We start from the raw sequence: 25,576 nt of genomic DNA on the forward strand, positions 1-25,576 counted from the left end.
GGGCGCCGGCGCCCGCACGCGCGGCGCTCAGCCCTGCTGGCGCTGGGTGATCTCCTGCTGCACCACCGAGCCGAGGCGCTGCAGCTGCCCCACGCCCAGCCGGCGCACCTCGCCCTCCAGGCGCTCCAGCGCGTGCGGGTCCTCGATCGCGCGCTCGGAGCTCTGCAGCAGCACGGTGCCGGCGCCGGTGAAGTCGTACTGGCGCTCCTCGCCGGAGCGGGTGCCCAGCAGCGCCGAGCGCGCGGCGCCCAGGAAGTGCCCCATCCAGCCGGCGTCGAAGTGCTGCGCGGGGGCGGGGCAGTCCGCCCAGCCCACCAGCGCCTCGGGGTCCACCCGCACCGGCGGCTCCACGAAGATCACCGGGCCGGAGGAGCTGGCGAGGAACTTCCCCGTGCCCAGCAGCGTCAGGAAGCCGGGCACGATCGACTCCTTCAGCTCCAGCCCGGCGTCGAAGGCCAGCAGGTTCGCCGCGCGCACGGTGAGGTTGCCGTCGTCGAGGTCGTAGGAGTTGATGTCGTAGCCGCGGTCGCCGAGGATCACGTGCCCCTCGCCGCTGGCGACGACCCAGTCGCGGCTGTACAGCGGCGAGGAGAAGCGCTCGGCGACCAGCGCGCCCAGCGAGGTGGCCGTCAGCGGCTCGAAGCGCACGCGCCCGCCGCCGGCGGGGTAGTGCGCGATCATCCGCCCGGTCTGCAGGAACAGCGGGCCGCTCAGGCGCACGCAGTACGCGTACGCGTTGCCCGGCAGGTTGTCGTGCTCGGGCAGGGTGGACGGCTCCAGCGGCTCGGTGCTCACAGCTTCTCCTCGCTGGCCTGGACGTGCACGGTGCCCTGCCCGGACAGGCGCAGCTGCACCGCCTCCCCGGAGCCGCGCCCGACCGCGTCGCGCCAGGACACCGACGCGGCGACCTCCACGCGCAGGTCGCCCTCGTGCGCGACGTACGCCTGCGGGTCCACCACGACCTGCCGGCCGCCGCCGACGGGCAGCGCGAACGTGCCGCCGTGCGAGAGCAGCGCCACCGAGCCGCGCCCGGACAGCTGCGTGGTGAACAGCCCCTGCCCGGTCACCGCCCCGCGCACCGCCCCGCGCAGGCCGCCCTGCCGGCCCAGGAAGACCACCGAGCTGGACAGGGAGGCGTCGTGGGCCAGCAGGCGGTCGGCCTCCACCGACAGCGGCCGGGAGCCGTCCAGCTCGAGGACCGTGACGTGGTGGCCGTGGAAGCCGTAGTGCACCGTGCCCGAGCCCTCGGCGACCATCAGCGCCACCGCCTCGCCCTGCAGCCCGCGCGCCAGCGCCGCGGCCAGCCCGCCGCCGTAGGCGCCGCCGCCGGGCCCGCCGGCCACGGGGGAGAAGGTCACCCGCCCGGTGGTGGCCAGCATGGCCCCGCGCCGCGCCAGCACCTCCCGGCCCGGCGCGACCTGCGCCAGCACCACCTTGGAGGTCACCGCCGTGAACGTCACCGGCGCTCCTCGGGCTGGACGAAGACCGTGCCGTGCCCCTCGAAGCGCAGCGAGAACGCCTCCCCGGAGGACTCCCCGAGCAGGGCGCGCCACGACACGTCGGTGACGAAGGACTGCGTCAGCTGCCCCAGGGAGCCGACGTAGGCGTCCGGGTCCACCACCAGCGGCGTCGTCGGCGTCACCCGCAGCGCGATCGGCGGCCCGCCCAGCGACAGCAGCGCCGCGCGCCCGTGACCGCTCACGCTGGTGGTGAACAGCCCCTGCCCGCTCGAGGCGCCCTGCAGGCCGGTGAAGACCACGTCGGTGCGCAGCCCCTCCGACAGGCACAGCAGCCCCTCGGACTCGGCTTTGAGCACCTCCCCGGTCAGCTCCAGCAGCAGCACGTGCCCGGCGTCGACCGCCAGGTGCACCGTGCCGCGGCCGCTGACCTCCATCAGCGGCAGCGACTCACCGGTCACGCGCTGCTTCAGCGCCGCGCGCAGCCCGCCGCCGCCGCCCAGGCCGGCGTGCTTGAAGGAGACCTCGCCCTCGCAGGCGACCATCGAGCCGGTGCGCGCGCGCACCGCGCTGCCCGCGGACCCGTCCAGGTCCACCACCAGGACCCGCGGCGTCAGCAACCGCCAGCTCACCGCGCCCCCTTCCCGCGCACCCGCCGCGGCCCGTCGTGCGGCCCATCATGGCGCCGCGGTGATCGGCGCGCCGCGCTTCGCGCTCGGGCGTGTCGAGCCGGCCCGCCCGGCGCCCGCCCGACGCCCGCCCGGCGCCCGCCCGGCGCCCGCCCGACGCCCGCCCGACGCCCGCCCGACGCCCGCCCGACGCCCGTCCGGCCCGGCGCGCGCTCAGCCGCGGCGCGGGCCGTCGTCGCGGCGCGGGGGGTCGTCGCGCCGGCGCAGGTAGCGCTCGAACTCGCGGGCGATGGCCTCGCCGCTGGCCTCGGGCAGGTCGGCGGTGTCCTTGGCCTCCTCCAGCTGCTGCACGTACTCGGCGATCTCGCTGTCCTCGCCGGCCAGCTCGTCCACCCCGCGCTCCCAGGCGCGCGCGTCCTCGGGCAGGTCGCCCAGCGGGATCGACACGTCCAGCAGCTCCTCCACCCGGTGCAGCAGCGCCAGGGTGCCCTTGGGCGAGGGCGGCTGGCCCACGTAGTGCGGCACCGCCGCCCACAGCGACACCGACGGGATGCCCGCGCGCGCCACCGCGTCCTGCACGACGCCCACGATGCCGGTGGGCCCCTCGTAGCGCGACGGCTCGATGTCCAGCTTCTCCACCAGCTCGGGGTCCTCGCTGCTGCTGGTCACCGGCAGCGGGCGCGTGTGCGGCACGTCGGCCAGCAGCGCGCCCAGCGTCAGCACCAGGCCCGCGCCCACCGAGCGGGCGTGCTCGACGACCTCGGCGGCGTAGGTGCGCCAGCGCATCGACGGCTCGATGCCGCGCACCAGCAGCACGTCGCGGCGCGCCTCGGGCAGGCGCGCGTAGGAGATGCGGGTGGTCGGCCACGTCAGCTGCCGGCGGCCGTCGTCGTCGTAGTGCACGGTGGGGCGGTTGACCTGGAAGTCGTGGTACTCCTCCGGGTCCAGCTCGGCCAGCTCGGTGGCGCCCCACACCTCGTGCAGGTGCGCGACCGCCTGGCTGGCGGCCTCCCCGGCGTCGTTCCAGCCCTCGAAGGCCGCGATCACCACGGGGTCGCGCAGGACCGGCGCGGCCGGCCTCGCGTCGTCAGGCAGCTCAGGCACCCCCCAACCCTAGACTCACGCCCCGATGCCCACCGACACGCCGACCCCGCCCGCCGCCGCGCCCACCGTGCCCGCCGCGCCCGCCGCCGTCCTGTGGGACATGGACGGCACCCTGGTGGACACCGAGCCGCACTGGATCGCCGCCGAGCACGCCCTGATGGCCCGCCACGGCGCCGGCTGGTCGCACGAGCGGGCCCTGCAGCTCGTCGGGCGCGCGCTGCCCGACTCCGGCCGCCTGCTCGCCGAGCACCTGGCCGCCGAGACCGGCGTGCACCTCGAGCCCGCCGCCATCGTCGAGGAGCTGCTCGCCGAGGTCGTGCGGCAGGTCTCCGCGAGCGTGGTGTGGCGCCCGGGGGCGCTGGAGCTGCTGGGCGAGCTGGGCCGGCGCGGCGTGCCGTGCGCGCTGGTGACCATGTCGTACCGCTCCCTGGCCGGCACCGTCGCCGCCCTGGTGCCCGGCGCGTTCGCCGTCGTCGTCGCCGGCGACGAGGTCGCGCGCGGCAAGCCCGCCCCCGACCCTTACCTGCGCGCGGCCGAGCTGCTGGGCGTGGACCCGGCCCGCTGCGTGGTGCTGGAGGACTCCGCGCCGGGCGTGGCCTCCGGCGAGGCCGCCGGCGCGGCGGTGGTGGCCTGCCCGCACATGGTGCCCATCCCGCCCGCCCCCGGGCGCAGCCGCGTGCGCTCCCTGGCGGAGCTGGACGCCGACGCCCTGGCCCGGGTGGCCGCCGGGCAGGTGCTGGACACCCTCGCGCCGGACACGCTCGCGCCGGACACCCTCGCGCCGGACGGCCCCACCGACGGCGCCTGAGCGCCCCGCACGCGCGCCCCGCACGCGCGCGCCGCACGCGCGCCTCACGCGCGCCTCACGCGCGCCTCACGCGGGAACGCCGCACGCGCGCCTCACGCGGGTGCGCCGCCGCCCTCGGCGGGCAGCGGCGGCGGGGTGCCCCCGAACGCCGGGCACAGCGCCTTGTGCTCGCACCACGAGCACCCCCGCCCCGGCTTGGCCGGCCACTCCCCGGCCGCGCGGTTGCGCTCGATCGCCGCCCACAGCGCGCGCACCTTGCGCTCGGTGGCCAGCAGCTCGTCCTCGTCCGGCTCGTGGCCGAGCACCTCGCCGGAGCCGAGGTACACCAGCTGCAGCCGGCGCGGCACCACCCCGCGCAGGCGCCACAGCACCAGCGCGTAGAAGCGCAGCTGGAACAGCGCGGCCGCCTCGAACGCCGCCGACGGCGCCCGGCCGGTCTTGTAGTCCACCACCCGCAGCTCCCCGCTGGGCGCCACGTCCAGGCGGTCGACCACCCCGCGCAGCAGCGGTCCGTCCGGCAGGCGCACCTGCACCCACGCCTCCCGCTCGGCCGGCTCCAGGCGCGTGGGGTCCTCCAGCTCGAACCAGCGCCGCAGCAGCGCCCGCGCCCCGCGCAGCCACTTCTCCAGCGCCGCGCGCCCGGCCTCGTCCTCGCCGAAGAGGGTGCGCACCCGCGCGTCGCGCTCGCCCAGCGCCTCCCACTGCCCCTCGAGCATCGCGCACGCCGCCTCCGCCGTGCGCTCGGGCGCCGGCAGGTCGAAGACGCGCTCGAGCACCGCGTGCACCAGCGTGCCGCGCGCGGCCGCCTCGCTGGCCGCCTCCGGCAGCCGGTCGATGGTGCGGAAGCGGTACAGCAGCGGGCACTGCAGGAAGTCCGCCGCCCGCGAGGGCGAGAGCCCGCGCATCCCGCGCCCGCGCGCGGGGGCCGCGGGGGTCCCCGGCGCTCCGGGCGCCTCGGGCGCCTCGGGCGCCGGGGGCGCTGCCGGGTCGGCGGGGACGACGGGGGTGCTCACGGCGGTGAGGGTAGGCGCCGCCTGCGACACGCACGGCGCTCGCGGACCGGACCAGGACGCAGCGGACACCCGGCGGGGACCCGGCGGGGACCCGGCGGGGACCCGGCCGGGCCCGCCCGGCGCCCGGTGGTCCGCTGCGGGTGCGCGCGCGGCGGCGACCTAGGATCGGTGCGTGCGCCGACCCCCTGTCCCCACCCGCCCCGCCGGCGGGGCCCGGTGAGCGGGGCCGGCATCCGCCTGGGCCGCCCCTTCGGGGTGCCCCTGCTGCTGGCGCCCTCGTGGTTCCTCTTCGCCGCGGTCATCGTGTGGGTCTTCGCGCCCGTCGTCTCCGTGCGCGTGCCCGGGCCGGGCGCCTACCTGGTGGCCTTCTCCTACGCGCTGCTGCTGCTGGTCTCCGTGCTGCTGCACGAGGTCGCCCACGCGCTGGCCGCGCGCTGGTCCGGGCTGCGCGTCAGCGGAATCGTGCTCAACGTCTGGGGCGGTCACACCAGCTTCCAGGACGGCGAGGTCGGCCCCGGGCGCAGCCTGCTGATCGCCGTGGTCGGTCCCGTCACCAACGGCGCGCTCGCGCTGGCCGCCCACCAGGCCGGGGAGCTCGTGCGCGCCCAGCCCGGCCCGCCGGGCGTGGGGGAGCTGCTGCTGGAGGCGCTGACCCTGTCCAACGTGCTGCTGGCGGTGTTCAACCTGCTGCCCGGGCTGCCGCTGGACGGCGGGCACGCCCTGGAGGCGGTCGTCTGGAAGGTGCGCGGGGACCGCCTGGACGGCACCGTGGCCGCCGCCTGGACCGGCCGGGTCCTGGCGGTGCTGACCCTGGTGGCGGCCGTGGCGGTGCCGCGCCTGCTGGGCCTGCGGACCGACTTGACGCAGGTGGTGTGGGCCGGGCTGGTCAGCGCGCTGCTGTGGCAGGGCGCCTCGCAGGCGCTGTCCTACGCCACCCAGCGCCGCCGGGTGCCCACCCTGTCGGCGCGCGCGCTGCAGCGCCCGGCCATCGGCGTCAGCGCGCGCGCCACCGTCGAGGAGGTCGTGCGCGCCGCGCGCGCGGCCATCGACGCCGGCGCCACCGCCGGCTACCACCGCGACCTGGAGGTGGTGCTCGTCACCGACGACGGGGTCCCGGTGGCGGTGGTGGACACCGCCGCGCTGCGGCAGGTGCCCCAGGAGCGGCGCACCGCCCTGGGCGCCGGCGCCACCGCGCGCGCCCTGCCGCCGCGCTCGTGGCTGGACGCCGGGCTGACCGGCGAGCGCCTGCTCAGCGCCGTGACCGCCCGCCCCGGCGAGCACGTGGTCCTCGGGCCCGGCGGCCGCATCGAGGGGCTGCTGCACACCGGCGACGTCGCCGCCGCCGTCACCTCCCGCTGAGCCCGCCCCACGGGCACCACCCGCCCTCGCCACCCGCACTCGCACCCCCGGAGGACCCTGCCGTGAACGCCGCCCCCGAGCCGACCCCCGCGCCCGCCGGCGCCCCCACCGGGGCCGCCACCCGCCGCGGGCCGCTGCGCGAGGGCGAGCGGGTGCAGCTGACCGACCCGCGCGGTCGCCTGCACACCGTGACCCTGAGCGCGGGCAAGGAGTTCCACACCCACCGCGGCCGGGTGCTGCACGACGAGCTCATCGGGCGCCCCGACGGCACCACGGTGACCAACACCGCCGGCGTGGAGTACCTGGTGCTGCGCCCGCTGCTGGCCGACTTCGTGCTCTCCATGCCCCGCGGGGCCGCGGTGGTCTACCCCAAGGACGCCGGGCAGGTCGTGCAGATGGCCGACGTCTTCCCCGGCGCCGTCGTCATCGAGGCCGGCGTCGGCTCCGGGGCGCTGACGATGTCGCTGCTGCGCGCGGTCGGCGACGGCGGGCGGGTGCACTCCTTCGAGCGGCGCGAGGACTTCGCCGGCATCGCGCGCGGCAACGTGGAGACGTTCTTCGGCGGCCCGCACCCGGCCTGGCGCCTGACGGTGGGCGACCTGGTGGAGTCGCTGCCGGGCAGCGGGCTGTCCTCCGCGGCCGGCACCGGCGCCGACCGCGCGGTGCTGGACATGCTGGCCCCCTGGGAGTGCCTGGACGCCGTCGCCGACGCCCTGGCCCCCGGCGGGGTGCTCATCTGCTACGTCGCCACCGCCACCCAGCTCTCGCGCGTGGCCGAGGCCGCGCGCGCCTCGGGGCGCTGGACGGAGCCGGAGGCGTGGGAGTCGCTGGTGCGCGGCTGGCACCTGGAGGGCCTGGCGGTGCGCCCGCAGCACCGCATGGTCGGGCACACCGGCTTCCTGATCACCACCCGCCGCCTGGCCGACGGCGTCACCCCGCCGCTGCGCAAGCGCCGCCCGGCGCCCGGCGCGCACTCCGAGGACGTGCCCGGGGCCGCCGACGCCGCGGGCGAGCCGGGGGAGCTCGCGGCGGGCGCCGAGCCCGGTGACGGCACCGAGTACGGCGACCGGCCCGTCTCCGAGCGCAAGGCCCGCAAGGCCGCCCGCCAGGCCGCGGCCGGCGCGGCCGCCTCGCACAGCGCCACCCACGGCGCCACCCACGGCGCCACCCACGGCGCCACCCACGGCACCACCGCCGGTGCCGGCGCCGACGCGAGCGAGGACGCGAGCGAGGGCACGGGCACGGGCGTGGACGGGGCCGCGGGCGGCGCCGCGGACCGCGGCTGAGGCGGGCGGCGCGGACGTGATGGCGCACAGCCACGCCTGCACCGGCCTGGCCGCCGGCGCCGCGACCCTGCCGCTGGCCCCCGTGCACGGGGCGCTGGCCGCCGGGGCGTGGGTGGCGGTGTGGGGCGGGGCGGCGCTGCTGCCCGACTTCGACCAGGGCGGCATCTCCTGGAAGCGCGCCCTGCCGCGCCCCACCGGCTCGACGGTGGCGCAGATGTGGGGACCGCTGAGCACCACCGCGGCCGCCGCCGTCGGCCGCCTGGCCGGCGGGCACCGCTGGGGCACCCACGACCCGCTGCTGGCCCCGCTGGTGGCCGGCGCGCTGGCGTGGGCGGCCTCCCTGCACCCGTGGAGCGCGCTGCTGGCGCTGGCGCTGGTCACCGGCGCGGCGCTGCGCGGGTGCCACTTCGTCGTGCCCGGGCGGGTGGAGACCACCGTGGTGGGCAACCTGCTGCTGTCCTGGGGGCTGGCGTGGTGGGTGCTGCAGCGCACCCCCGGCGGGGTGGAGTGGCTGCCGTGGGCGGTGGCCGGCGGGGTCCTGGTGCACGTGCTGGGCGACTGGCTCACCGTCGGCGGGGTGCCCTGGCCGCTGGCCACGCCCGTGGCGCTGCTGGGCGGGCGGCGCCGGCGCACCGCGCTAGGGCTCTTCCGCACCGGAGTGCGCGTCGAGGGCGCCGTCGCCGCGCTCGCCGTCGTGCTCGCCGCCGCCCTGCTGGCCCGCCACCTGCTGCCGGCCTGACCCGCCGGCACCGTCGCCCGGCGCCCCGCCCGGCGCCCCGCCCGCACCCGCGTCGGCGCGCCGGTCCTCCTGCCCGCGCTCGCGCTCCTCCCGCTCGTGCTCCTCCTGCTCGTGCTGCTCGTGCTCGCGCTCCTCCTGCAGCGGGGAGGGCCCGAAGCGCACGTGCACCTGCTCGAAGCCCTTGTGCCGCTGGGCCTGCGCCAGGCGGGTGTAGGCGCGCTGGTCCGCCTCGGTCAGCTCCACCGCGTCCGTCAGCGGCGTCAGCAGCGCGCGCGGGTACAGCCGCCGGGTGCGCACCACGTCCGCCTCCACGCACAGCACCACGCAGCACGAGGCGACGAAGAGGAACGCGATGCCGCCCAGGACGACGGTGAAGACCTGGTTGGACACGCTCGAGCGGGCGGCGACCTCGGCGACCAGGCCGGCGCCGAAGTACTGCAGCAGCTGCCACAGCACCCCCATCACCAGCGCCCCGGGCAGCACGGTGCGCACCGGTGGGCGGTGCGCGGCCGCCAGCCGGAACGCCACGAGGAAGCCCACGCCGGCCAGCGCGGCGGCGCCGGCGCGCGAGGCCCACGCGCCCGCCCCGGCGGGGACGTAGGCGCCGATCAGGGCGCTGAGCACCGCGGTGCCCACCACGAACAGCCCGGCGGTCACCAGCAGCAGCAGCGCGCGCCCGCGCGCGGCGAAGGGGTTGGGCCGCTCGTTGCGCGGCACCGCCCAGGCCACGTTCGCCGCGTTCTGCAGCGCCAGGCCCACCCCCATCGCCCCGTACAGCGCACCGCCGACGCCCACCACCAGGCCCACCGCCCCGCCGCCCAGGCGCTCGGGCCCGCCCAGCTCGCCACCGATGACGGGCACCTGCGCCAGCGCCGAGTCGAGCACCGCCTCCTGCGCGGCCGGGTCCCCGGCCAGCACGTAGCCCAGCACCGTGGACAGCAGCAGCAGCAGCGGCACCAGCGACAGGAACCCGTAGTAGGTGATCAGCGCGGCCAGGTACGCGCCCTGGTCCTCGAAGAACTTGTAGGCCACCGCCAGGGGGTAGCCCACGGCCGGGTGCCGGCGCTGGAAGGCGTCGGCGCGGGCGACGGCACCGGGGCGGGCACCGGAGCGCGCACCGGAGCGGGCCCCGGGTCGCGCACCGGGTCGGGTCGGGGCGGCTGGCACGGGCACATCCTCACGGGAGCGCCGGGCACCCGCAGCACGACCCGCGGGCGGCGCGCACCCGCGCACCCGGCACGCACCCGGCGCGCTCCCGTCGCGCACCCGTCACGCTCCCGGCGCGCACCCGTCACGCTCCCGGCGCGCACCCGGCGCGAACCCGTCCGCGCCACGTGGCGCGACCCCGTGCCCCAGCGGGCCCGGCCGGGTTAGGGTCGAGCGCATCCACCGCCCGACCGGGTGACCGGGAGGGCCCCAGGGGGAGGATGCGACATGACGGAACCCCAGCGCCGCTTCGGCGGCGGAGGAGAGCGGGAATCCCGCCACCTCGCGCTGCTCGAGGAGCAGCTCGGCGCCGCCCGATCGCGGCTGGCGCAGGTCGACGCCCAGAACGACCGCCTCGCCGCCACGCTGCGCGACGCGCGCGACCAGATCGTCTCGCTCAAGGCCGAGGTGGACCGCCTCGGGCAGCCGCCGGCGCAGTTCGCCACGTTCCTGGCCGCCGTCGGGGAGGGCACCGCCGACGTCGTCAGCGCCGGGCGCCGCCTGCGCGTGGCCGTCAGCCCCGGCGTGGAGCTGGCCGCGCTGCGCCCGGGCCAGGACGTCATGGTCAACGAGGCGATGAACGTGGTGGCCGCGTGCGACTACGAGCGCACCGGGGAGCTGGCCACCGTCAAGGAGCTGCTCGGCGACGGGCGCGCGCTGGTGCTCGCGCGCGCCGACGAGGAGCGCGTGGTGCGCCTGGCCGGTCCCCTGGAGGACGGACCGCTGCGCGTGGGCGACTCCCTGACCGTGGACACCCGCTCCGGCTTCGCCTTCGAGCGCATCCCCAAGGCCGAGGTCGAGGAGCTCGTGCTGGAGGAGGTGCCCGACATCGACTACGAGGACATCGGGGGCCTGGGCCCGCAGATCGAGGCCATCCGCGACGCGGTGGAGCTGCCGTTCCTGCACGCGGACCTCTTCCGCGAGCACGGCCTGCGCCCGCCCAAGGGCATCCTGCTGTACGGCCCGCCCGGCTGCGGCAAGACCCTGATCGCCAAGGCGGTGGCCAACTCCCTGGCCCGCAAGGCCGCCGAGATGCGCGGGGAGACGCAGGCGAAGAGCTACTTCCTGAACATCAAGGGCCCCGAGCTGCTGAACAAGTACGTCGGCGAGACCGAGCGGCACATCCGGCTGATCTTCGCGCGCGCCCGGGAGAAGGCCGGCCAGGGCACCCCCGTGGTGGTCTTCTTCGACGAGATGGAGTCGCTCTTCCGCACCCGCGGCTCGGGGGTGTCCTCCGACGTGGAGACCACGATCGTGCCGCAGCTGCTCAGCGAGCTCGACGGCGTCGAGCGCCTGGAGAACGTCATCGTCATCGGCGCCTCCAACCGCGAGGACATGATCGACCCGGCGATCCTGCGCCCGGGCCGCCTGGACGTGAAGATCAAGATCGAGCGTCCCGACGCCGAGAGCGCCGGGCAGATCTTCGCCAAGTACCTCACCCCCGACCTGCCGCTGCACGCCGACGACCTCGCGGCCAACGGCGGCAGCGCCCGCGCCGCGGTGGACGCGATGATCCAGGCCACGGTGGAACGCATGTACACCGAGAGCACGGAGAACGAGTTCCTCGAGGTCACCTACGCCGGCGGCGACAAGGAGGTCCTGTACTACAAGGACTTCAACTCCGGCGCGATGATCCAGAACATCGTGGACCGCGCCAAGAAGACGGCCATCAAGGACCTGCTGACCTCCGGGCAGCGGGGCCTGCGCGTGGAGCACCTGATGAGCGCGTGCGTGGACGAGTTCAAGGAGAACGAGGACCTGCCCAACACCACCAACCCCGACGACTGGGCCCGCATCTCCGGCAAGAAGGGCGAGCGGATCGTCTTCATCCGCACCCTAACGCAGGGCAAGAAGGGCACCGAGGCGGGCCGCTCCATCGACACCGTCGCCAACACCGGCCAGTACCTGTGAGGACCGGCGCCTGAGGCGCCGCGGGCCCGCACCCCACCGGGGTGCGGGCCCGTCGCGCGCGCAGGCCGGTGCTCACGACGTCCCGGCGTCCAGCCGCCGGGACGGCCCGGTGTCCAGCCACCACGACGGCCAGGCCGCCAGCAGCGCGCGCGAGTCCGGCACGAACGGCCAGGAGGGGTCGGCCAGCCGCTCGCGCAGGCGCTGCGCCGGCTCCCACCAGCCGGCGGCGACCTCGGAGGCCTGCAGCGCCAGGGCGGTGCCGTCCCACCACGCCTCGTACACGTGGGCCAGGCAGTGGGTGGCGTCGTCGCGGTACCAGCGGCGCAGCACCGGGCGCAGCGCCCGCGCCCGCACCCCCAGCTCCTCGGCCAGCTCGCGCCGCGCGGCGTCGAGGGGGTCCTCGCCGGCGGCCACGACCCCGCCGGCCAGGCAGTCGTGCGCGCCGGGGTTGACGTCCTTGGTCGTGGTGCGCCGGTGCACGAACACGCCCCCGCGCCCGTCGCGCAGCAGCACCCCGGTGGCCGCGTGCGGCAGGTTCAGCGCCCGCACCCGCGAGCGCGGCGCCGCCCCGGTGACCCGCCCGCGCTCGTCGCCCGGGTCGTACAGCGCCACGACCTCCTCGCCCGGCGTCGCGACCTGCCCGCCCGGCGCGGCGACCCGCTCGCCGGCCCCCGCACCGCCGCTCTCGCGCCCGTCCGCCACGGCCCGGACGCTACCGTCGCGCCGCGCCGGCCGGGGCCGCGGACGTGAGCGAGGACTCCCCGCCACGGGCGCCCGGCGCCCGGGTGGAGCGCTTAGGGTTGAGCGGGTGCGCGCCTCACCGCCCCGTCCCGCCCCGGCCCGCCGGCTGCTGCCCGCGGCCGCCGCCGTCGCGGCCGCCGCGCTGCTGCTGGCCGGGTGCGGGGAGGACGAGGAGCGCGCCGCGGTGAGCACCGCGCAGGTGCAGCGCGGGGACGTGCAGGAGGTCGTCGAGGCCGCCGGCACGGTGCAGCCGCGCGCGGCCGCCGCGGTCGCGGTGCCGGCCACCGGCACGGTGGCCGCCCTGGAGGTCGCCGACGGCCAGCGCGTCGAGGCCGGGCAGGTGCTGGCCGTCATCGACTCCCCGCAGGCCGAGGACGCCCTGGAGCAGGCGCAGCAGGCCGACGCGCGCGCCGCCTCCTCCTCCTCGTCCTCGCCGGCGGGCGGCTCGGCGCAGGTGGCCGCCGAGCAGCGCCGCGCGCGCGCCGAGGCGCAGGCGCGCTTCGACGAGGCCGAGCGCCAGGCCGCCGCCATCGCCGAGCCGGTCGCGCGCGAGGCGGCGCTGGCCGCGGTGCGCTCCTCGCGCACGCAGTACGAGCTGCTGGCCGCGCAGTCGCAGGCCCTGCTCGAGCGCGTCGACGCCGGCCTGGCCGGCGTGGACGAGGCGGTGGCCTCCCTCGGGCAGGCCCAGCGCGTGCAGACGCGCGCGGCCCTGGCGGCCGCGCGCGCCACCGTCGAGGCCCTGACGGTGCGCGCCCCCATCGCCGGCACCGTCTCCCTGGCCACCGGCGCCGGCTCCGGCGGCGGGCTGCCCGCCGGCGCCGCCGGCCTGCTGCAGGGCAGCGGGCTGTCCCTGCCGCCGGAGGCGCTCGAGGGCGCCGCGGCCGGCGCACCGGCACCGGCCGGCGCGCCGGTGCTGGCCGTGGGCGCGGCCGTCTCGGCCGGCTCGACGCTGCTGAGCGTGGTGGACGCCTCGGTGCTGACGCTGCGCGCCGACGTCGACGAGTCCGACGTGCTGCGCGTGCGCCCGGGCCAGGGCGCGCGGGTGGACGTCGACGCCGTCGAGGGCGCCACCTACCGCGGCACCGTCACCAGCGTGGACCCCACCGCCACCGGCTCGGGCACCGGGGCGGTGACGTACGCGGTGCGGCTGAGCTACGACGGCGGCACCGGCGCCGACGGCGCGCCGGCGCCCGCACCGCTGCCGGGCATGTCCGCCGTGGTCTCCCTGGTCGTGGCCGAGGCCCGCGACGCGCTGCGGGTGCCGGCCGCGGCGGTGCTGCGCGCCGGCGCCGAGGGGGCCGACCCGGACTCCGAGGCGGTGTGGGTGGTGCGCGACGGCGCCGCCGAGCTGCGCCCGGTCACCGTGGGCGTGCGCGGGCAGGACGCCGTGGAGGTCACCGACGGGCTGCGCGCGGGCGAGCGCGTGGTCAGCGCGGGCGCCGCCGAGGTGCGCGCGGGTCAGCAGCTGCCGTGAGGGGCCCGCGCCGGCGCGCCGGTCTGGGGCCCGCCGAGGGGGTCGCGGCGCTCGCGCACCTGGACCCGGCCGCCTCGACCCGCCCGCCGACCGCCCCGCCCGCCCCCGCCGCCGCCGCTGCTCCCGCCGCTGCGGGCCCGGCCGGTGCGGGCGGGCGCGCCGGGCGCGTCGCGGCCATCGAGGCGGTGGACGTCACGCGCAGCTACTCCTTCGGGGAGGGCTCGGTGCAGGCGCTGCGCGGGGTCAGCTTCACCGTCGACGACGGCGAGTACGCCGCCATCGTGGGGCCCAGCGGCTCGGGCAAGTCCACCCTCATGCACCTGCTGGGCTGCCTGGACCGGCCCACCACCGGCACCCTGCGCGTGGGCGGGCGCGACCTGCGCGAGCTGTCCGACACCGAGCTGGCGGACCTGCGCAACCGCGAGATCGGCTTCGTCTTCCAGGCCTTCCAGCTGCTGCCGCGCTCCAGCGCGGTCGACAACGTCGCCCTGCCGCTGCTCTACCGCGGCGTGAAGGGCCCCGAGCGGCGCGAGCGCGCCGCCGAGGCGCTGCGCGCGGTCAACCTCGGGCACCGCCTGACGCACCGGCCCACCCAGATGTCCGGCGGCGAGCAGCAGCGCGTGGCCATCGCCCGCGCCCTGGTCGGCGAGCCGCGCATCCTGCTGGCCGACGAGCCCACCGGCAACCTCGACACCCGCAACGGCGCGGAGGTCATGCGCATCCTGGAGGAGCTCAACGCCCAGCGCGGCGTGGCCGTCGTGCTGGTCACCCACGACGACGAGGTCGCCGTGCGCGCGCGCCGGCAGGTGCGCGTGCGCGACGGCCTGGTGGAGTCCGACAGCGCCGCCCCGGCACCCGGCGGGGGAGCGGCGTGAAGGGCCTGGAGGCCTTCCGCGTGGCGCTGGACGCGCTGCGCGGCAACCGGCTGCGCAGCCTGCTGACGATGCTCGGGGTGGTCATCGGCATCGCCGCGGTCGTCGTGGTCGTCTCCATCGGCGCCGGCGCGCGCGAGCGCATCGAGTCGCAGGTCGAGGGCCTGGGCTCGAACCTCGTGCTGGTGGTCCCCGGCCGCTTCGACACCGCGAACCTGTCGGCCAACGCCCCGGCGGCCTCCACGCTGCAGCTGTCCGACGCGGAGCTGCTCGCCGACGTCGTCGGCGACCCGGAGGCGGTCACCTCCCGCGTGACCTCCGGCGCGCAGGTGCGCGCCGGGGCGGTGGAGCAGTTCACCACCGTGCAGGGCTCGGACGAGAACCTGCCGGAGGTCTTCACCCGGCCGGTGGCCACGGGGCAGTACTTCTCCGCCACGGACGTCGAGACGCGCCGGCGCGTGGCGGTGCTCGGCTCGCGCACCGCCGAGCTGCTCTTCGCCGGCGCGGACCCGGTGGGCCGGCAGATCACCGTGGCCGGCACCCGCTTCCGCGTGCTGGGGGTGCTCGCCGAGCAGGGCGAGTCCTTCGGCGTCTCGCAGGACAACGAGGTGCACGTGCCCGTCACCACCGCCCAGCGCCTCTTCGGGCTGGACCGCGTGGACGCCTTCGCCGTCAAGGCGCCCACCGCCGCCGCGGTGCCGGACCTCTCGCGCCGCCTGCAGCGCGCGCTGGAGGAGGAGTACCCCGACCAGGCCTTCAGCGCGGTGACGCAGACGCAGATCCTCGGCGTGGTCGGCGACATCCTGGGCCTGCTGACCGGGGTGCTGGCCGCCATCGCCGGCATCTCCCTGCTCGTGGGCGGGGTGGGCGTGTCGAACATCATGCTCGTCTCGGTGCGCGAGCGGACCCGCGAGATCGGCCTGCGCAAGGCCCTGGGCGCGCGCCAGCGCGACGTGCTCGTGCAGTTCCTCGTCGAGGCGGTGCTGCTGACCAGCGTCGGCGGGGTGATCGGCATCGCGCTGGGCGTGTCCGGCTCGCTGCTGCTGGACCGCTTCTCCCCGCTGCCGGCCAGCGTGGAGTGGTGGAGCCCGGTGGTCGCCTTCGTCGTCTCCGCCTCGGTGGGCGTCTTCTTCGGCGTCTTCCCCGCCCGCCGCGCCGGGCGCCTGGACCCCGTCGTGGCGCTGCGCGCCGACTGAGCCGGGCGCAGCGCGCCGACCGGGCTCAGCGCTGCGCGCGGACCGAGCCGGACGCGGCGCGCACCGGCCGGGCCGGGTGCGCGCGCGCCCCGTAGGGTCGGGGCGTGAGCGTGCGCAGGGTCACGGGCCTGGAGACCGAGTACGGCATCTCCGTCCCCGGGCAGCCGGGGGCCAACCCGGTGCTGCTGTCGGCGCAGGTGGTCAACGCCTACGCCGCCCCGGCGGCCGGCTCGATGGCCGCGGCGCTGCGCGCGCGCTGGGACTACGAGGACGAGGCGCCGCTGCGCGACGCGCGCGGCTTCGAGCTGCAGCGCACCGCCGCGCACCCCTCGCAGCTGACCGACGCGCCGGTGCGCGGCGACGGCCGGGGCCGCGGGGCGCGCCGCGCGGCGCCCAGCGCCCCGGACGTGGTCAGCGCCGAGGCGGAGGACCCCACGACGGCCAACGTCATCCTCACCAACGGCGCGCGCTTCTACGTCGACCACGCCCACCCGGAGTACTCCTCCCCGGAGGTGCTCACCCCCCGCGACGCGGTGCGCTACGACCGCGCCGGGGAGCGGATCCTGCTGGAGGCGCTGCGCCGGGTGGAGGCCACCCCGGGCCTGACGCCGGTGACCGTCTACAAGAACAACACCGACGGCAAGGGCGCCTCCTACGGCACCCACGAGAACTACCTGATGAACCGCAGCACGCCGTTCGCGGACGTGGTGCGCCACCTGACGCCGTTCTTCGTCTCGCGGCAGGTCTTCACCGGCGCCGGGCGGGTGGGCCTGGGGCAGGACTCCTCCGGCAGCGGCTACCAGATCAGCCAGCGCGCGGACTTCTTCGAGGTCGAGGTCGGCCTGGAGACGACGATGAAGCGCCCCATCATCAACACCCGCGACGAGCCGCACGCCACCGCCGAGAAGTACCGGCGCCTGCACGTCATCGTCGGCGACGCCACCATGTGCGAGGTGGCCACCCTGCTGAAGGTGGGCACCACCTCCCTGGTGCTGGCGCTGCTGGAGGACGGCGCGCTGGAGTCCGGCCCGGCCGCGCAGCTGCAGCTGGCCGAGCCGGTGCGGGCCCTGCACGAGGTCTCCCACGACCCGACGCTGCGGCAGCTGGTGCGCCTGCGCGACGGCCGGCGCATGAGCGCGCTGCAGCTGCAGCGCGCCTACCTGGAGGCGTGCGCCGCGCACGTGGAGCAGCGCTGGGGCGCCGACGCCGACGCCGACACCGTGGAGGTCCTCGCGCGCTGGGACGCGGTGCTGACCAAGCTGGAGACCGACGTGCTCTCCGCCGCCCGCGAGGTGGACTGGGTCGCCAAGCTGCGCCTGCTGGAGGCCTACCGCTCGCGCGACGGGCTGGACTGGGACGCGGCCCGGCTGAAGGCGGTGGACCTGCAGTGGTCCGACGTGCGCCCGGAGAAGGGGCTGTACCTCAAGCTCGCCGCCTCCGGGCGCGTCGAGCGCCTGGTCGCCGAGGAGGCCGTGCAGCACGCGGTCACCCGCCCGCCGGAGGACACCCGCGCCTACTTCCGCGGCGAGTGCCTGGCGCGCTACGGCCCGCGCGTGGCCGCCGCCAGCTGGGACTCGGTGATCTTCGACGTGCCCGGGCGCGGGGCGCTGCAGCGCGTGCCCACCCTGGAGCCGCTGCGCGGCACCCGCGAGCACGTCGGCGCCCTGCTGGACCGCTGCGCCACCGCCGAGGAGCTCGTCGACGCCCTCACCGGCGCCTGAAGCGCCCGCCCCGCCTGAGCCGCCCGGGCCGCGCGTGGCAGGACACGGCCTCGCGCGCACCGGCGCGCACCGGCGCGCGCGGGTCTAGTGTCGTGACCGGGACGGCCGACGGGCCGGCCCGCGAGGCGAGGAACAGGGGGAGCCAGCGATGCCTGGACAGGAGCAGCAGCGCCCGAGCCGCCGCGAGGACGAGCCGGAGGAGGCCCCCGCGGTGCCCGCGCAGGGCGCGGCGCACGCGAAGGAGACCGACGCCGAGGTCGACGCCCTGCTCGACGAGATCGACGAGGTCCTGGAGTCCAACTCCGAGGAGTTCGTGCGCGGGTTCGTGCAGAAGGGCGGGCAGTAGGCCCGGCAGCGATCGGCGGGGCCGGGGCGACCCGGTCCCGCCGTCGCACCCGCCCGCACCTGGGCGTGCACCGCCTGCGCCCGCCCGCGCGCGGGCGCGCCGGGTGCGGGCGCGGGGGCGGCCGGTAGGGTCGAGCGGGTGAGCCAGGACCCCAGCGGACGGCTCCCGGCGGCGTACCTCGTGCCGGGCTCCTCGTCCTTCACCGAGTTCGTCCGAGACCACGCCCCCGACGTGCTGCCCGGCGCGCGGCGCCTGCCCGCCGGCACCGGCGCCCTGGGCGGCGGGCCCGGCGCCGGTCAGCCCCCGCACGCCACCACCATCGTCGCGATCGTCTTCGCCGACGGGGTGGTCGTGGCCGGCGACCGGCGCGCCACCGCCGGCAACGTCATCGCCCAGCGCGACATCGAGAAGGTCTTCCCCGCCGACGACCACTCCTGCGTGGGCATCGCCGGCACCGCCGGGCTGGCGCTGGAGATGGTGCGCCTGTTCCAGGTGGAGCTGGAGCACTTCGAGAAGCTCGAGGGCGCGCTGATGTCCTTCGAGGGCAAGGCCAACCGCCTCTCGACGATGATCCGCGGCAACCTCGGCCTGGCCATGCAGGGCCTGGCCGTGGTGCCCGTCTTCGCCGGCTACGACCTGGCCGAGGGCCGCGGGCGCATCGTCAGCTACGACGTCACCGGCGGGCGCTACGAGGAGGTCGACCACCACGCCGTCGGCTCCGGCTCCGTCTTCGCCCGCGGGGCGCTGAAGAAGCTCTTCCGCCCCGGCGCCGACGCGGGCACCGCGGTGCGCGTGGCGGTGGAGGCGCTGTGGGACGCCGCCGACGACGACTCCGCCACCGGCGGCCCGGACCTGCTGCGCCGGCTGTGGCCGGTGGTGGCCGTGGTCACCGCCGGGGGCTACCGCCGCCTGGGCGAGGACGAGCTCGGCGAGGTCGTGCAGGACGTCGTGGCCGGGCGCACCGGCAACCCCGGCGGCAACCCGCTGAGCGCCCCGCAGCCCACCCCGGCGCTGCCCGCCTCGACGCAGCCCGCCCCGACGCAGCAGGGAGGTGCCTCCGCGTGAGCGTGCCGTTCTACGTCTCGCCCGAGCAGGTGATGAAGGACAAGGCCGACTTCGCGCGCAAGGGCATCGCCCGCGGCCGCGCGGTCGTGGTCCTCGCCTGCGCCGACGGCATCGTCTTCGCCTCCGAGAACGCCTCGCGGGCCCTGCACAAGATCTCCGAGATCTACGACCGCGTCGCCTTCGCCGCGGTCGGCAAGTACAACGAGTTCGAGAACCTGCGCGTGGCCGGGGTGCGCTACGCGGACCTGCGCGGCTACTCCTACGACCGCAGCGACGTCACCGCCCGCGGCCTGGCCAACGCCTACGCGCAGACCCTGGGCACCATCTTCACCACCGAGTCCAAGCCGTACGAGGTCGAGCTCGTCGTCGCCGAGGTCGGCGCCAGCGCCGGCGAGGACCAGGTGTACCGGCTGACCTACGACGGCTCGGTGGCCGACGAGCACGGCTACGTCGCCATGGGCGGCTCCGCCGAGCAGATCACCGCCCGCCTGGCCGAGGGCTGGCGCCCGGGGCTGGGCCTGGAGGAGGCGCTGCGCCTGGCCGTGCAGGCGCTGGGCAGCGACGCGGCGGCCGCCGCGGCCGGCCCGGGACCGCGCCCCATCGCCGCCGACCAGCTCGAGGCGGCCGTGCTGGACCGCTCGCGCACCCGGCGCACCTTCCGCCGCCTGTCCCCGGCGGTGCTGGCCGCCGCGCTGGGCCAGGACGTGCCCGCCGAGACGGCCGGCGCGCCCGCCGGCGAGGGCGCCCCCGGCCCGGACACCCCGCCCGAACCGCCCGCCTGAGCGGCGCGCGGCACCCCGGGGCGGCCCGGCGGCACCCCGGCGGCACCCCGTCAGGACCGTGCGGGCCCGGTGGCGCGTTTCACTGCGCTGCCGGGCCCGAACGTGCCTATGGTGGGCAGATGGACCGCCGGATCTTCGGACTCGAGACCGAGTTCGGCGTCACCTGCGCCTTCGAGGGACAGCGCAAGCTCTCCCCGGACGAGGTGGCCCGCTACCTGTTCCGCAAGGTCGTCTCGTGGGGACGCTCCAGCAACGTCTTCCTGCGCAACGGCGCGCGCCTGTACCTCGACGTCGGCTCCCACCCGGAGTACGCCTCGCCCGAGTGCGACGACGTGCGCCAGCTCGTCGTGCACGACCGCGCCGGCGAGCGCACCCTCGAGGGCCTGCTCGTCGACGCCGAGCGCCGCCTGGAGGAGGAGGGCATCGCCGGGGAGGTGTTCCTCTTCAAGAACAACACCGACTCCGCCGGCAACTCCTACGGCTGCCACGAGAACTACCTCGTCTCGCGCCACGGCGAGTTCGGGCGCCTGTCCGACGTGCTGATCCCCTTCCTGGTCTCCCGCCAGCTCGTCGTCGGCGCCGGCAAGGTCGTGCAGACCCCCCGCGGGGCGGTGTACTCCCTCTCCCAGCGCGCCGACCACATCTGGGAGGGCGTCTCCAGCGCCACCACCCGCAGCCGTCCCATCATCAACACCCGCGACGAGCCGCACGCCGACGCCGAGCGCTACCGGCGCCTGCACGTGATCGTCGGCGACTCGAACATGTCCGAGACGACCACCATGCTCAAGCTCGGCGCCACCGACCTGGTGCTGCGCATGGTCGAGGAGGGCGTGCCGCTGCGCGAGCTGACGCTGGAGAACCCCATCCGCGCCATCCGCGAGATCAGCCACGACCCCACCGGCCGCAAGCCGGTGCGCCTGGCCAACGGGCGCGAGGCCAGCGCCCTGCAGATCCAGGAGGAGTACCTCGAGAAGGCCAAAGACTTCGTCGAGACCCGCGGCCTGCACACCCCCACCGTCAAGCGCGTGCTGGACCTGTGGGAGCGCGCCCTGCGCGCGGTGGCCACCGGCGACCTGAGCCTGGTCGACCGCGAGGTCGACTGGGTCATCAAGCGCAAGCTGCTGGAGCGCTACATGGCCAAGCACGGGCTGTCGCTGACCTCCCCGCGCATCGCCCGCCTGGACCTGGCCTACCACGACATCCACCGCGGCCGCGGCCTGCACTACCTGCTGGCCGCGCGCGGCATGGCCGAGCGGGTGTGCTCGGACATCGAGGTCTTCGAGGCGCTCTCGGTGCCCCCGCAGACCACCCGCGCCAAGCTGCGCGGGGACTTCGTGCGCGCCGCGCAGGACAAGCGCCGCGACTTCACCGTGGACTGGGTGCACCTGAAGCTCAACGACCAGGCCCAGCGCACCGTGCTGTGCAAGGACCCCTTCAAGTCCGTCGACGACCGCGTCGAGCGCCTCATCGCCAGCATGTGAGCACCGCGCCCCCGCACCCCGCGGGGCGCGGGGGCGCGGCGCTCGGAGGGTGCTCGGAGGGTGCTCGGAGGGTGCTGAGGGGGTGCTGTGGATCGGCTGCGGGGGCGCGGACCCGTCCCGCACCTGCCCGGCGGCGCGGTTAGGGTGCTGGGGACCGACCGACCCGACGTGAGGATCCCCGTGCCCCGCCGCCGCAACGCCCTCCTGCCCGCCGCCACCGCGGCGGCGCTCGCGATCCTGCTCGGCTCGTGCGCCTCCGAGCCGGAGCCCACGCCCGCGGAGCAGAGCGCGGCGGCCACCGAGCAGGCGGCCGCCATCGAGCCCGCCGCCGTCGACGACGCCCTGGGCGTGCAGGTCAGCGGCGAGGTGAACCCCGACGTGGCCCCGCAGGTGAGCATCACCACGCCGCTGTCGGTGCAGGAGACCACCCGCAAGGTCGTCGCCGCCGGCACCGGCGCCGAGATCGGCACCGAGGACGAGGTGCGCTTCGCGTACTCGCTGTGGGCCGGTTCCACCGGTGTCGAGCTGGACTCCAGCTACGGCGAGACCGACGCGCGCTTCGAGGTGGCACAGATCACCCGCGGCATCGCCCGCGGCTTCGTCGGCGCCCACGTCGGCGACCGCCTGGCCATCGCCATCGCCCCCGACGACGGCTTCGGCGAGGACGTCGCGCGCTTCCAGGCCGAGGGCGTGGACGCGCAGACCACGCTGGTGCTCGTCGCCGACGTCGTCGACGCGCGCGGTCCCGACCGCGAGGTGCCCACCGCCGCGCAGGGCGAGCCGGTCACCCCGCCGGCGGGCCTGCCGGCGGTCACCTACGACGCCGAGCAGCTGCCCACCGGCATCACCGTGCCGCAGCCGGCGCCGGCCCCGCCGGCCGAGACGGTCGCCCAGCCGCTGCTGCGCGGCGCCGGGCGCGTCGTCGAGGTCGGTGACCAGGTGACCATCCACTACGTGGGCGCCACGTACAACGACGGGCAGGTCTTCGAGAGCTCGCGCACCAACGGCCAGCCCTTCACCACCACCATCGGCACCGGGCAGGTCATCCCCGGCTGGGACGCCGGCATCCCCGGGCAGACCGTCGGCAGCCGCGTCCTGCTCGTCATCCCCGCCGCCCAGGCCTACGGCGACGCACCCACCGGCGGGCAGCCCGCCGGCCCGCTGGTCTTCGTCGTGGACATCCTCGACGCGTTCTGAGCCCGCGGGCCCGGCGCGCGCCGGGCCCGCACCCCGTCCCACCTCAGACCCACCTCCCTGACAGGAGCACCGCCGTGTCCGAGCCCGCCCAGCAGCGCACCAAGCCCGAGATCGACTTCCCCGGCGGCGAGCCGCCCACCGAGCTGCAGATCACCGACGAGATCGTCGGCGACGGCCCGGAGGCCACCGCCGGCACCACGGTGAGCACCCACTACGTCGGGGTGGCCTTCAGCACCGGCGAGGAGTTCGACGCCTCCTGGAACCGCGGGCAGCCCCTGGACTTCCCCCTGGGCGCCGGCATGGTCATCGCCGGCTGGGACCAGGGCATCGCGGGCATGCGCGTGGGCGGGCGGCGCCGCCTGGTCATCCCCCCGCACCTGGCGTACGGCGACCGCGGCGCCGGCGGGGCCATCAAGCCCGGCGAGACGCTGATCTTCGTGGTCGACCTCGTCGGCGTCGGCTGAGCCGCCCGGCACCACGCGGGACCAGCACGACCGGCACGAACAGCAGGACCAGCACGACCACACGACCGGCACGACCAGCGCCCCGGGCCGCCGCGAGCGGCCCGGGGCGCTGCGCGTCCGGCGTCGGGCGCCCGGCAGCGGTGCGCGTCAGGCGCCCAGCAGCGCGGCGGCGTGGCGGCCGGCGGCCGCGGCGGCCACGAACGCCGCGCGGTCGCGCCCGGGCCCGCGGCCCATCGTCGACAGCGGCACCGGGCACGCGGCCAGCGCCTCGTCCAGCCCCGCGGTGCCCACGGCGACCAGCCGGTGCCGCCCGGCCGGTGCGCACAGGCGCGCCGCGTCCGCGCGCACCGCGTCCCAGAAGGGGCCCGGCTCGTCGCCGGCGGCGGGCACCACCACGTCCGCCTCGGCCAGCGCCACGCGCCCGACCGCGGTGGCGCTGTGGTGCGACAGGCCCCGGTGCCGCTCGCGCTCGTCGGCCTGCGACACGCGCAGCGCCGCCACCGCCCGCCCGCCCAGCACCGCCGCGGCGTTCAGCGCCTCCCCGGCGGCCACCCCGGAGAAGCCCCAGCGCGAGCCGGTGCCCAGGTTGCCCGGTCCCTGCGCCACCACGACCACGTCCGCGCCGGCCACCAGGCGCGCGGCCAGCAGCCCGGTGTGCACGGTGGCCGCCTCCAGGTCCCCGCCGAAGCTCTGCCCGGTGCTCACGCACGCCTGCAGCCACCCCGCCGCGCGCAGGCCCGCCACCGCGCGCGAGAACGCCACCGGCAGCGCCGCGCCGTCGGTCATCACGTAGACCGCCCGCGCCCCCGGCGCGGCGCTGCGCAGCCCGGCCAGCACCGCCGGCAGCGCCGAGTGCAGGTCGGCGACCACCACCGGCGTGCCGGCGAGGTCGTCGGCCCCGGCCAGCAGCGCGTGGTGCGCCGACTCCTGCTCGTCCACGCCGAGCACCATCGCCTGCAGCGGCGTGTAGCGGGCCTTGACCAGGTGCCCGGCGCCGGCGGGCGGGTCCGCCGGCAGCGCCTCGGGCAGCGCCACGACCATGGCGTAGCCGCCGGTGCCCAGCCCGCGCACCAGCGCGGCGGTGTTCAGCAGGACGCGCTCACCGGGCGCCGGGCGACCCACCAGCTCCGGGTAGGCCAGGGCGCGCACCGTCGCGCCGGGGGAGTCCGGCGCCCCCGCCAGCGCCCCCGCCGACCCGGGTGCCCCCGCCAGCGCCGCCGCCGGCGTCCCCGCCGACCCGGCTGCCGCCGCGCTGCCGGGCGCCGCCTGCACCAGCACCTCGCACTCCACCGCCCCGGGCCACTCCCGCAGCACCCGCACGACCGTCCCCGAACGCCACCGCAGCACCCGGCGACCCTAGGCCGTCGCCGGCCGCGGGCGGGCGCCCCGCCACGGCGGCCGGCGCCCCGGCGAGCACCGCCCTCCCCGACCGGTGCACCGCCGCGAGCACCCGGTCCACCAGCGCGAGCGCCCGGTCCACCAGCGCGAGCACGGCCGCGGGCGGGGCGTACAGCCACCCGGCGCCGGCGCGCCGGGCCAGCGCGTGCACCGCCAGCGGCAGCGCGAGCGAGACGAGCACCACCAGCGGCGGCGCCCACGCCGGCCGCGCACCCGCACCGCCCGCAGCGCCCGCGCCCAGGGCCACCGCCGCGCTGACGCCCGTGCCCAGCACCAGCTCGTGGGCCAGGTACACCGGCAGGGTGCGCCGCCCCAGCCAGCTCAGCCGGGCGCGCACCACCCCCGCCGCCGCGCCCAGCCCGGTACCCGCCCGGGCGCCGAGCCGGGCGCCGAGCCGGGTGCCGAGCCGGGCGCCGACCCGGGGGCCGACCCGGGGGCCCGCGAGCGCCTCGGGCAGGCGGGCCAGCAGCACCGCCAGGCCCAGCCCGCCCAGCACGGACAGGGCGCTGACGGCGCTGCCCGCGCCGCGCCCGTGCACCAGCCCGGCGCCGTGCGCGCCCAGCAGCAGCGCCCCGCCGCCGGCCAGGGCGGCGGCCGCGGCGGTGCCCAGCCGCTCCAGCAGCCGCAGCAGCCACCGGCGCAGGCACCAGCCGAGCAGGAAGAACACCAGGCAGCGGGCCATCTGCTGCCACACGTAGTACGGCGCGCGCACCAGCTGCTCGGCGGCGGCCACCGACAGCACCGCCGCCGGCAGCAGCACCAGCGGCACCGCGCGGCCCAGGGCGCGCGCCAGCACCGTGAACGCGGCCAGCGCGTACAGGTACCACAGCCCCGTCGTGGGACGCACCGGCGCCAGCAGCAGCGGCACCAGGCTGTCGGCCTCCCACGGCTGGAACGTCGGCGTCACCGCGCGGAAGAGCGCGAAGCGCAGCACCGACCACAGCGCGAACACCCACAGCAGCGGCACCAGCCGCGCCCGCAGCAGCCACCCCCACGAGCGCTGCGCCGCCGAGGCGGCCAGCAGCCCCGAGACGCAGAAGAACAGCGGCATGCGCAGCAGCACCAGCTCGCCGTTGACCACCCGCCAGGCGGCCGGCAGCAGGTGCGCGGCGTCCAGGTGCAGCACCGCGTGGTGCAGCACGACGAGCACGATGGCCAGGCCCCGGGCCACGTCCAGGGCGGGCAGGCGGGGCACGGGCGGGACCTCCAGGTCGATCGGGGGCGGGCGGGTGCGGGACGAGCGGGCGGGTGCGGGTCCGGGGACCTCCTCGGCCGCCGCGGCCGCGCGCTGGAGCGCCACCGCGCGGCGGTGGCGCGCGCGGCGAGG

Annotated in this window: 24 protein-coding genes; 15 read left to right on the forward strand and 9 right to left on the reverse strand. The window is 77.5% G+C overall.

Annotation, left to right across the window (positions count from 1 at the left end):
* Window positions 1-27: 27 nt before the first annotated feature.
* The 4 genes from ACRYMN_RS13525 to ACRYMN_RS13540 form a co-directional block, all read right to left on the reverse strand.
* Window positions 28-795: an AIM24 family protein gene (locus tag ACRYMN_RS13525; RefSeq protein WP_432495959.1), complete on the reverse strand. Its 768-nt coding sequence runs from the start codon at window positions 793-795 to the stop codon at window positions 28-30.
* Window positions 792-1,460 (reverse strand): AIM24 family protein, encoded by a 669-nt coding sequence (locus tag ACRYMN_RS13530; RefSeq protein WP_432495961.1) that lies wholly within the window; start codon window positions 1,458-1,460, stop codon window positions 792-794. Before ACRYMN_RS13530 ends, ACRYMN_RS13525 begins: the two co-directional genes overlap by 4 nt.
* On the reverse strand, window positions 1,457-2,089 hold the full coding sequence (locus ACRYMN_RS13535) for an AIM24 family protein (protein WP_432495964.1): 633 nt from the start codon (window positions 2,087-2,089) through the stop codon (window positions 1,457-1,459). The genes ACRYMN_RS13530 and ACRYMN_RS13535 overlap by 4 nt, the downstream gene beginning before the upstream one ends.
* Window positions 2,090-2,299: 210 nt before the next feature.
* Window positions 2,300-3,190, reverse strand: a complete 891-nt coding sequence (locus tag ACRYMN_RS13540) for a PAC2 family protein (RefSeq protein ID WP_432495966.1) — start codon at window positions 3,188-3,190, stop codon at window positions 2,300-2,302.
* A 25-nt stretch (window positions 3,191-3,215) separates the two neighbouring features.
* Here ACRYMN_RS13540 and ACRYMN_RS13545 point away from each other — a divergent pair, with 25 nt between their 5' ends.
* Window positions 3,216-3,998: an HAD family hydrolase gene (locus tag ACRYMN_RS13545; protein WP_432495969.1), complete on the forward strand. Its 783-nt coding sequence runs from the start codon at window positions 3,216-3,218 to the stop codon at window positions 3,996-3,998.
* Between the two features lie 92 nt (window positions 3,999-4,090).
* Here the strand turns inward: ACRYMN_RS13545 and ACRYMN_RS13550 are convergent, their stop codons facing one another.
* On the reverse strand, window positions 4,091-5,011 hold the full coding sequence (locus ACRYMN_RS13550; RefSeq protein ID WP_432495972.1) for a RecB family exonuclease: 921 nt from the start codon (window positions 5,009-5,011) through the stop codon (window positions 4,091-4,093).
* Between the two features lie 216 nt (window positions 5,012-5,227).
* On the opposite strand from ACRYMN_RS13550, the gene ACRYMN_RS13555 reads away from it, so the two are divergent.
* The 3 genes from ACRYMN_RS13555 (at window position 5,228) to ACRYMN_RS13565 (ending at window position 8,395) form a co-directional block, all read left to right on the forward strand.
* Complete coding sequence (locus ACRYMN_RS13555) at window positions 5,228-6,370, forward strand: site-2 protease family protein (protein ID WP_432495975.1); 1,143 nt, start codon at window positions 5,228-5,230, stop codon at window positions 6,368-6,370.
* 62 nt (window positions 6,371-6,432) lie between these two features.
* A complete protein-coding gene (locus ACRYMN_RS13560; RefSeq protein WP_432495977.1) occupies window positions 6,433-7,656 on the forward strand; it encodes a tRNA (adenine-N1)-methyltransferase in 1,224 nt (407 codons plus the stop codon).
* A gap of 19 nt (window positions 7,657-7,675) precedes the next feature.
* Complete coding sequence (locus ACRYMN_RS13565) at window positions 7,676-8,395, forward strand: metal-dependent hydrolase (protein ID WP_432495979.1); 720 nt, start codon at window positions 7,676-7,678, stop codon at window positions 8,393-8,395.
* On the opposite strand, the gene ACRYMN_RS13570 is transcribed toward ACRYMN_RS13565, so the two are convergent.
* Window positions 8,294-9,562, reverse strand: coding sequence for a YihY/virulence factor BrkB family protein (locus ACRYMN_RS13570; RefSeq protein ID WP_432495982.1), 1,269 nt, complete (start codon window positions 9,560-9,562; stop codon window positions 8,294-8,296). The two genes, ACRYMN_RS13565 and ACRYMN_RS13570, sit on opposite strands and share 102 nt — an antisense overlap.
* 267 nt (window positions 9,563-9,829) lie before the next feature.
* On the opposite strand from ACRYMN_RS13570, the gene arc reads away from it, so the two are divergent.
* Entirely contained in the window at window positions 9,830-11,512 is a 1,683-nt protein-coding gene (arc, locus tag ACRYMN_RS13575) for a proteasome ATPase (protein ID WP_432495984.1), read from the forward strand.
* Window positions 11,513-11,584: 72 nt separating this feature from the next.
* Here the strand turns inward: arc and ACRYMN_RS13580 are convergent, their stop codons facing one another.
* Window positions 11,585-12,214, reverse strand: a complete 630-nt coding sequence (locus ACRYMN_RS13580) for an NUDIX domain-containing protein (RefSeq protein WP_432495987.1) — start codon at window positions 12,212-12,214, stop codon at window positions 11,585-11,587.
* 106 nt (window positions 12,215-12,320) lie between these two features.
* Here ACRYMN_RS13580 and ACRYMN_RS13585 point away from each other — a divergent pair, with 106 nt between their 5' ends.
* From ACRYMN_RS13585 to ACRYMN_RS13630, 10 genes are all read left to right on the forward strand, one after another.
* Window positions 12,321-13,727 carry an efflux RND transporter periplasmic adaptor subunit gene (locus ACRYMN_RS13585; protein ID WP_432495989.1) on the forward strand — a complete coding sequence of 469 codons (1,407 nt, stop codon included), beginning with the start codon at window positions 12,321-12,323 and terminating at the stop codon, window positions 13,725-13,727.
* Between the two features lie 176 nt (window positions 13,728-13,903).
* Window positions 13,904-14,602, forward strand: coding sequence for an ABC transporter ATP-binding protein (locus ACRYMN_RS13590; RefSeq protein WP_432496053.1), 699 nt, complete (start codon window positions 13,904-13,906; stop codon window positions 14,600-14,602).
* Complete coding sequence (locus ACRYMN_RS13595) at window positions 14,599-15,795, forward strand: ABC transporter permease (protein WP_432495991.1); 1,197 nt, start codon at window positions 14,599-14,601, stop codon at window positions 15,793-15,795. The genes ACRYMN_RS13590 and ACRYMN_RS13595 overlap by 4 nt, the downstream gene beginning before the upstream one ends.
* Before the next feature lie 104 nt (window positions 15,796-15,899).
* Window positions 15,900-17,516, forward strand: coding sequence for a depupylase/deamidase Dop (dop, locus tag ACRYMN_RS13600; RefSeq protein ID WP_432495993.1), 1,617 nt, complete (start codon window positions 15,900-15,902; stop codon window positions 17,514-17,516).
* Window positions 17,517-17,664: 148 nt separating this feature from the next.
* Window positions 17,665-17,862: a ubiquitin-like protein Pup gene (locus ACRYMN_RS13605; RefSeq protein WP_432495996.1), complete on the forward strand. Its 198-nt coding sequence runs from the start codon at window positions 17,665-17,667 to the stop codon at window positions 17,860-17,862.
* 138 nt (window positions 17,863-18,000) lie between these two features.
* Window positions 18,001-18,927, forward strand: coding sequence for a proteasome subunit beta (prcB, locus tag ACRYMN_RS13610; protein ID WP_432495999.1), 927 nt, complete (start codon window positions 18,001-18,003; stop codon window positions 18,925-18,927).
* The gene (gene prcA / locus ACRYMN_RS13615; RefSeq protein WP_432496002.1) at window positions 18,924-19,709 is read left to right on the forward strand and encodes a proteasome subunit alpha; all 786 of its coding nucleotides are present in this window, start codon (window positions 18,924-18,926) and stop codon (window positions 19,707-19,709) included. Before prcB ends, prcA begins: the two co-directional genes overlap by 4 nt.
* Before the next feature lie 119 nt (window positions 19,710-19,828).
* Window positions 19,829-21,190, forward strand: coding sequence for a Pup--protein ligase (gene pafA, locus ACRYMN_RS13620; RefSeq protein WP_432496005.1), 1,362 nt, complete (start codon window positions 19,829-19,831; stop codon window positions 21,188-21,190).
* A gap of 180 nt (window positions 21,191-21,370) precedes the next feature.
* Window positions 21,371-22,387 carry an FKBP-type peptidyl-prolyl cis-trans isomerase gene (locus tag ACRYMN_RS13625; protein ID WP_432496008.1) on the forward strand — a complete coding sequence of 339 codons (1,017 nt, stop codon included), beginning with the start codon at window positions 21,371-21,373 and terminating at the stop codon, window positions 22,385-22,387.
* Window positions 22,388-22,461: 74 nt separating this feature from the next.
* Complete coding sequence (locus tag ACRYMN_RS13630; RefSeq protein ID WP_432496011.1) at window positions 22,462-22,851, forward strand: FKBP-type peptidyl-prolyl cis-trans isomerase; 390 nt, start codon at window positions 22,462-22,464, stop codon at window positions 22,849-22,851.
* A gap of 147 nt (window positions 22,852-22,998) precedes the next feature.
* Here ACRYMN_RS13630 and ACRYMN_RS13635 read toward each other — a convergent pair whose 3' ends face one another.
* Together ACRYMN_RS13635 and ACRYMN_RS13640 are read right to left on the reverse strand one after the other, a co-directional pair.
* Complete coding sequence (locus ACRYMN_RS13635) at window positions 22,999-23,973, reverse strand: DUF3866 family protein (protein WP_432496014.1); 975 nt, start codon at window positions 23,971-23,973, stop codon at window positions 22,999-23,001.
* Window positions 23,951-25,549, reverse strand: coding sequence for an acyltransferase family protein (locus ACRYMN_RS13640; RefSeq protein WP_432496016.1), 1,599 nt, complete (start codon window positions 25,547-25,549; stop codon window positions 23,951-23,953). Before ACRYMN_RS13640 ends, ACRYMN_RS13635 begins: the two co-directional genes overlap by 23 nt.
* Window positions 25,550-25,576: the final 27 nt, after the last annotated feature.

Source organism: Kineococcus gypseus (assembly GCF_050871305.1).
Taxonomy (GTDB): Bacteria; Actinomycetota; Actinomycetes; order Actinomycetales; family Kineococcaceae; genus Kineococcus; species Kineococcus gypseus.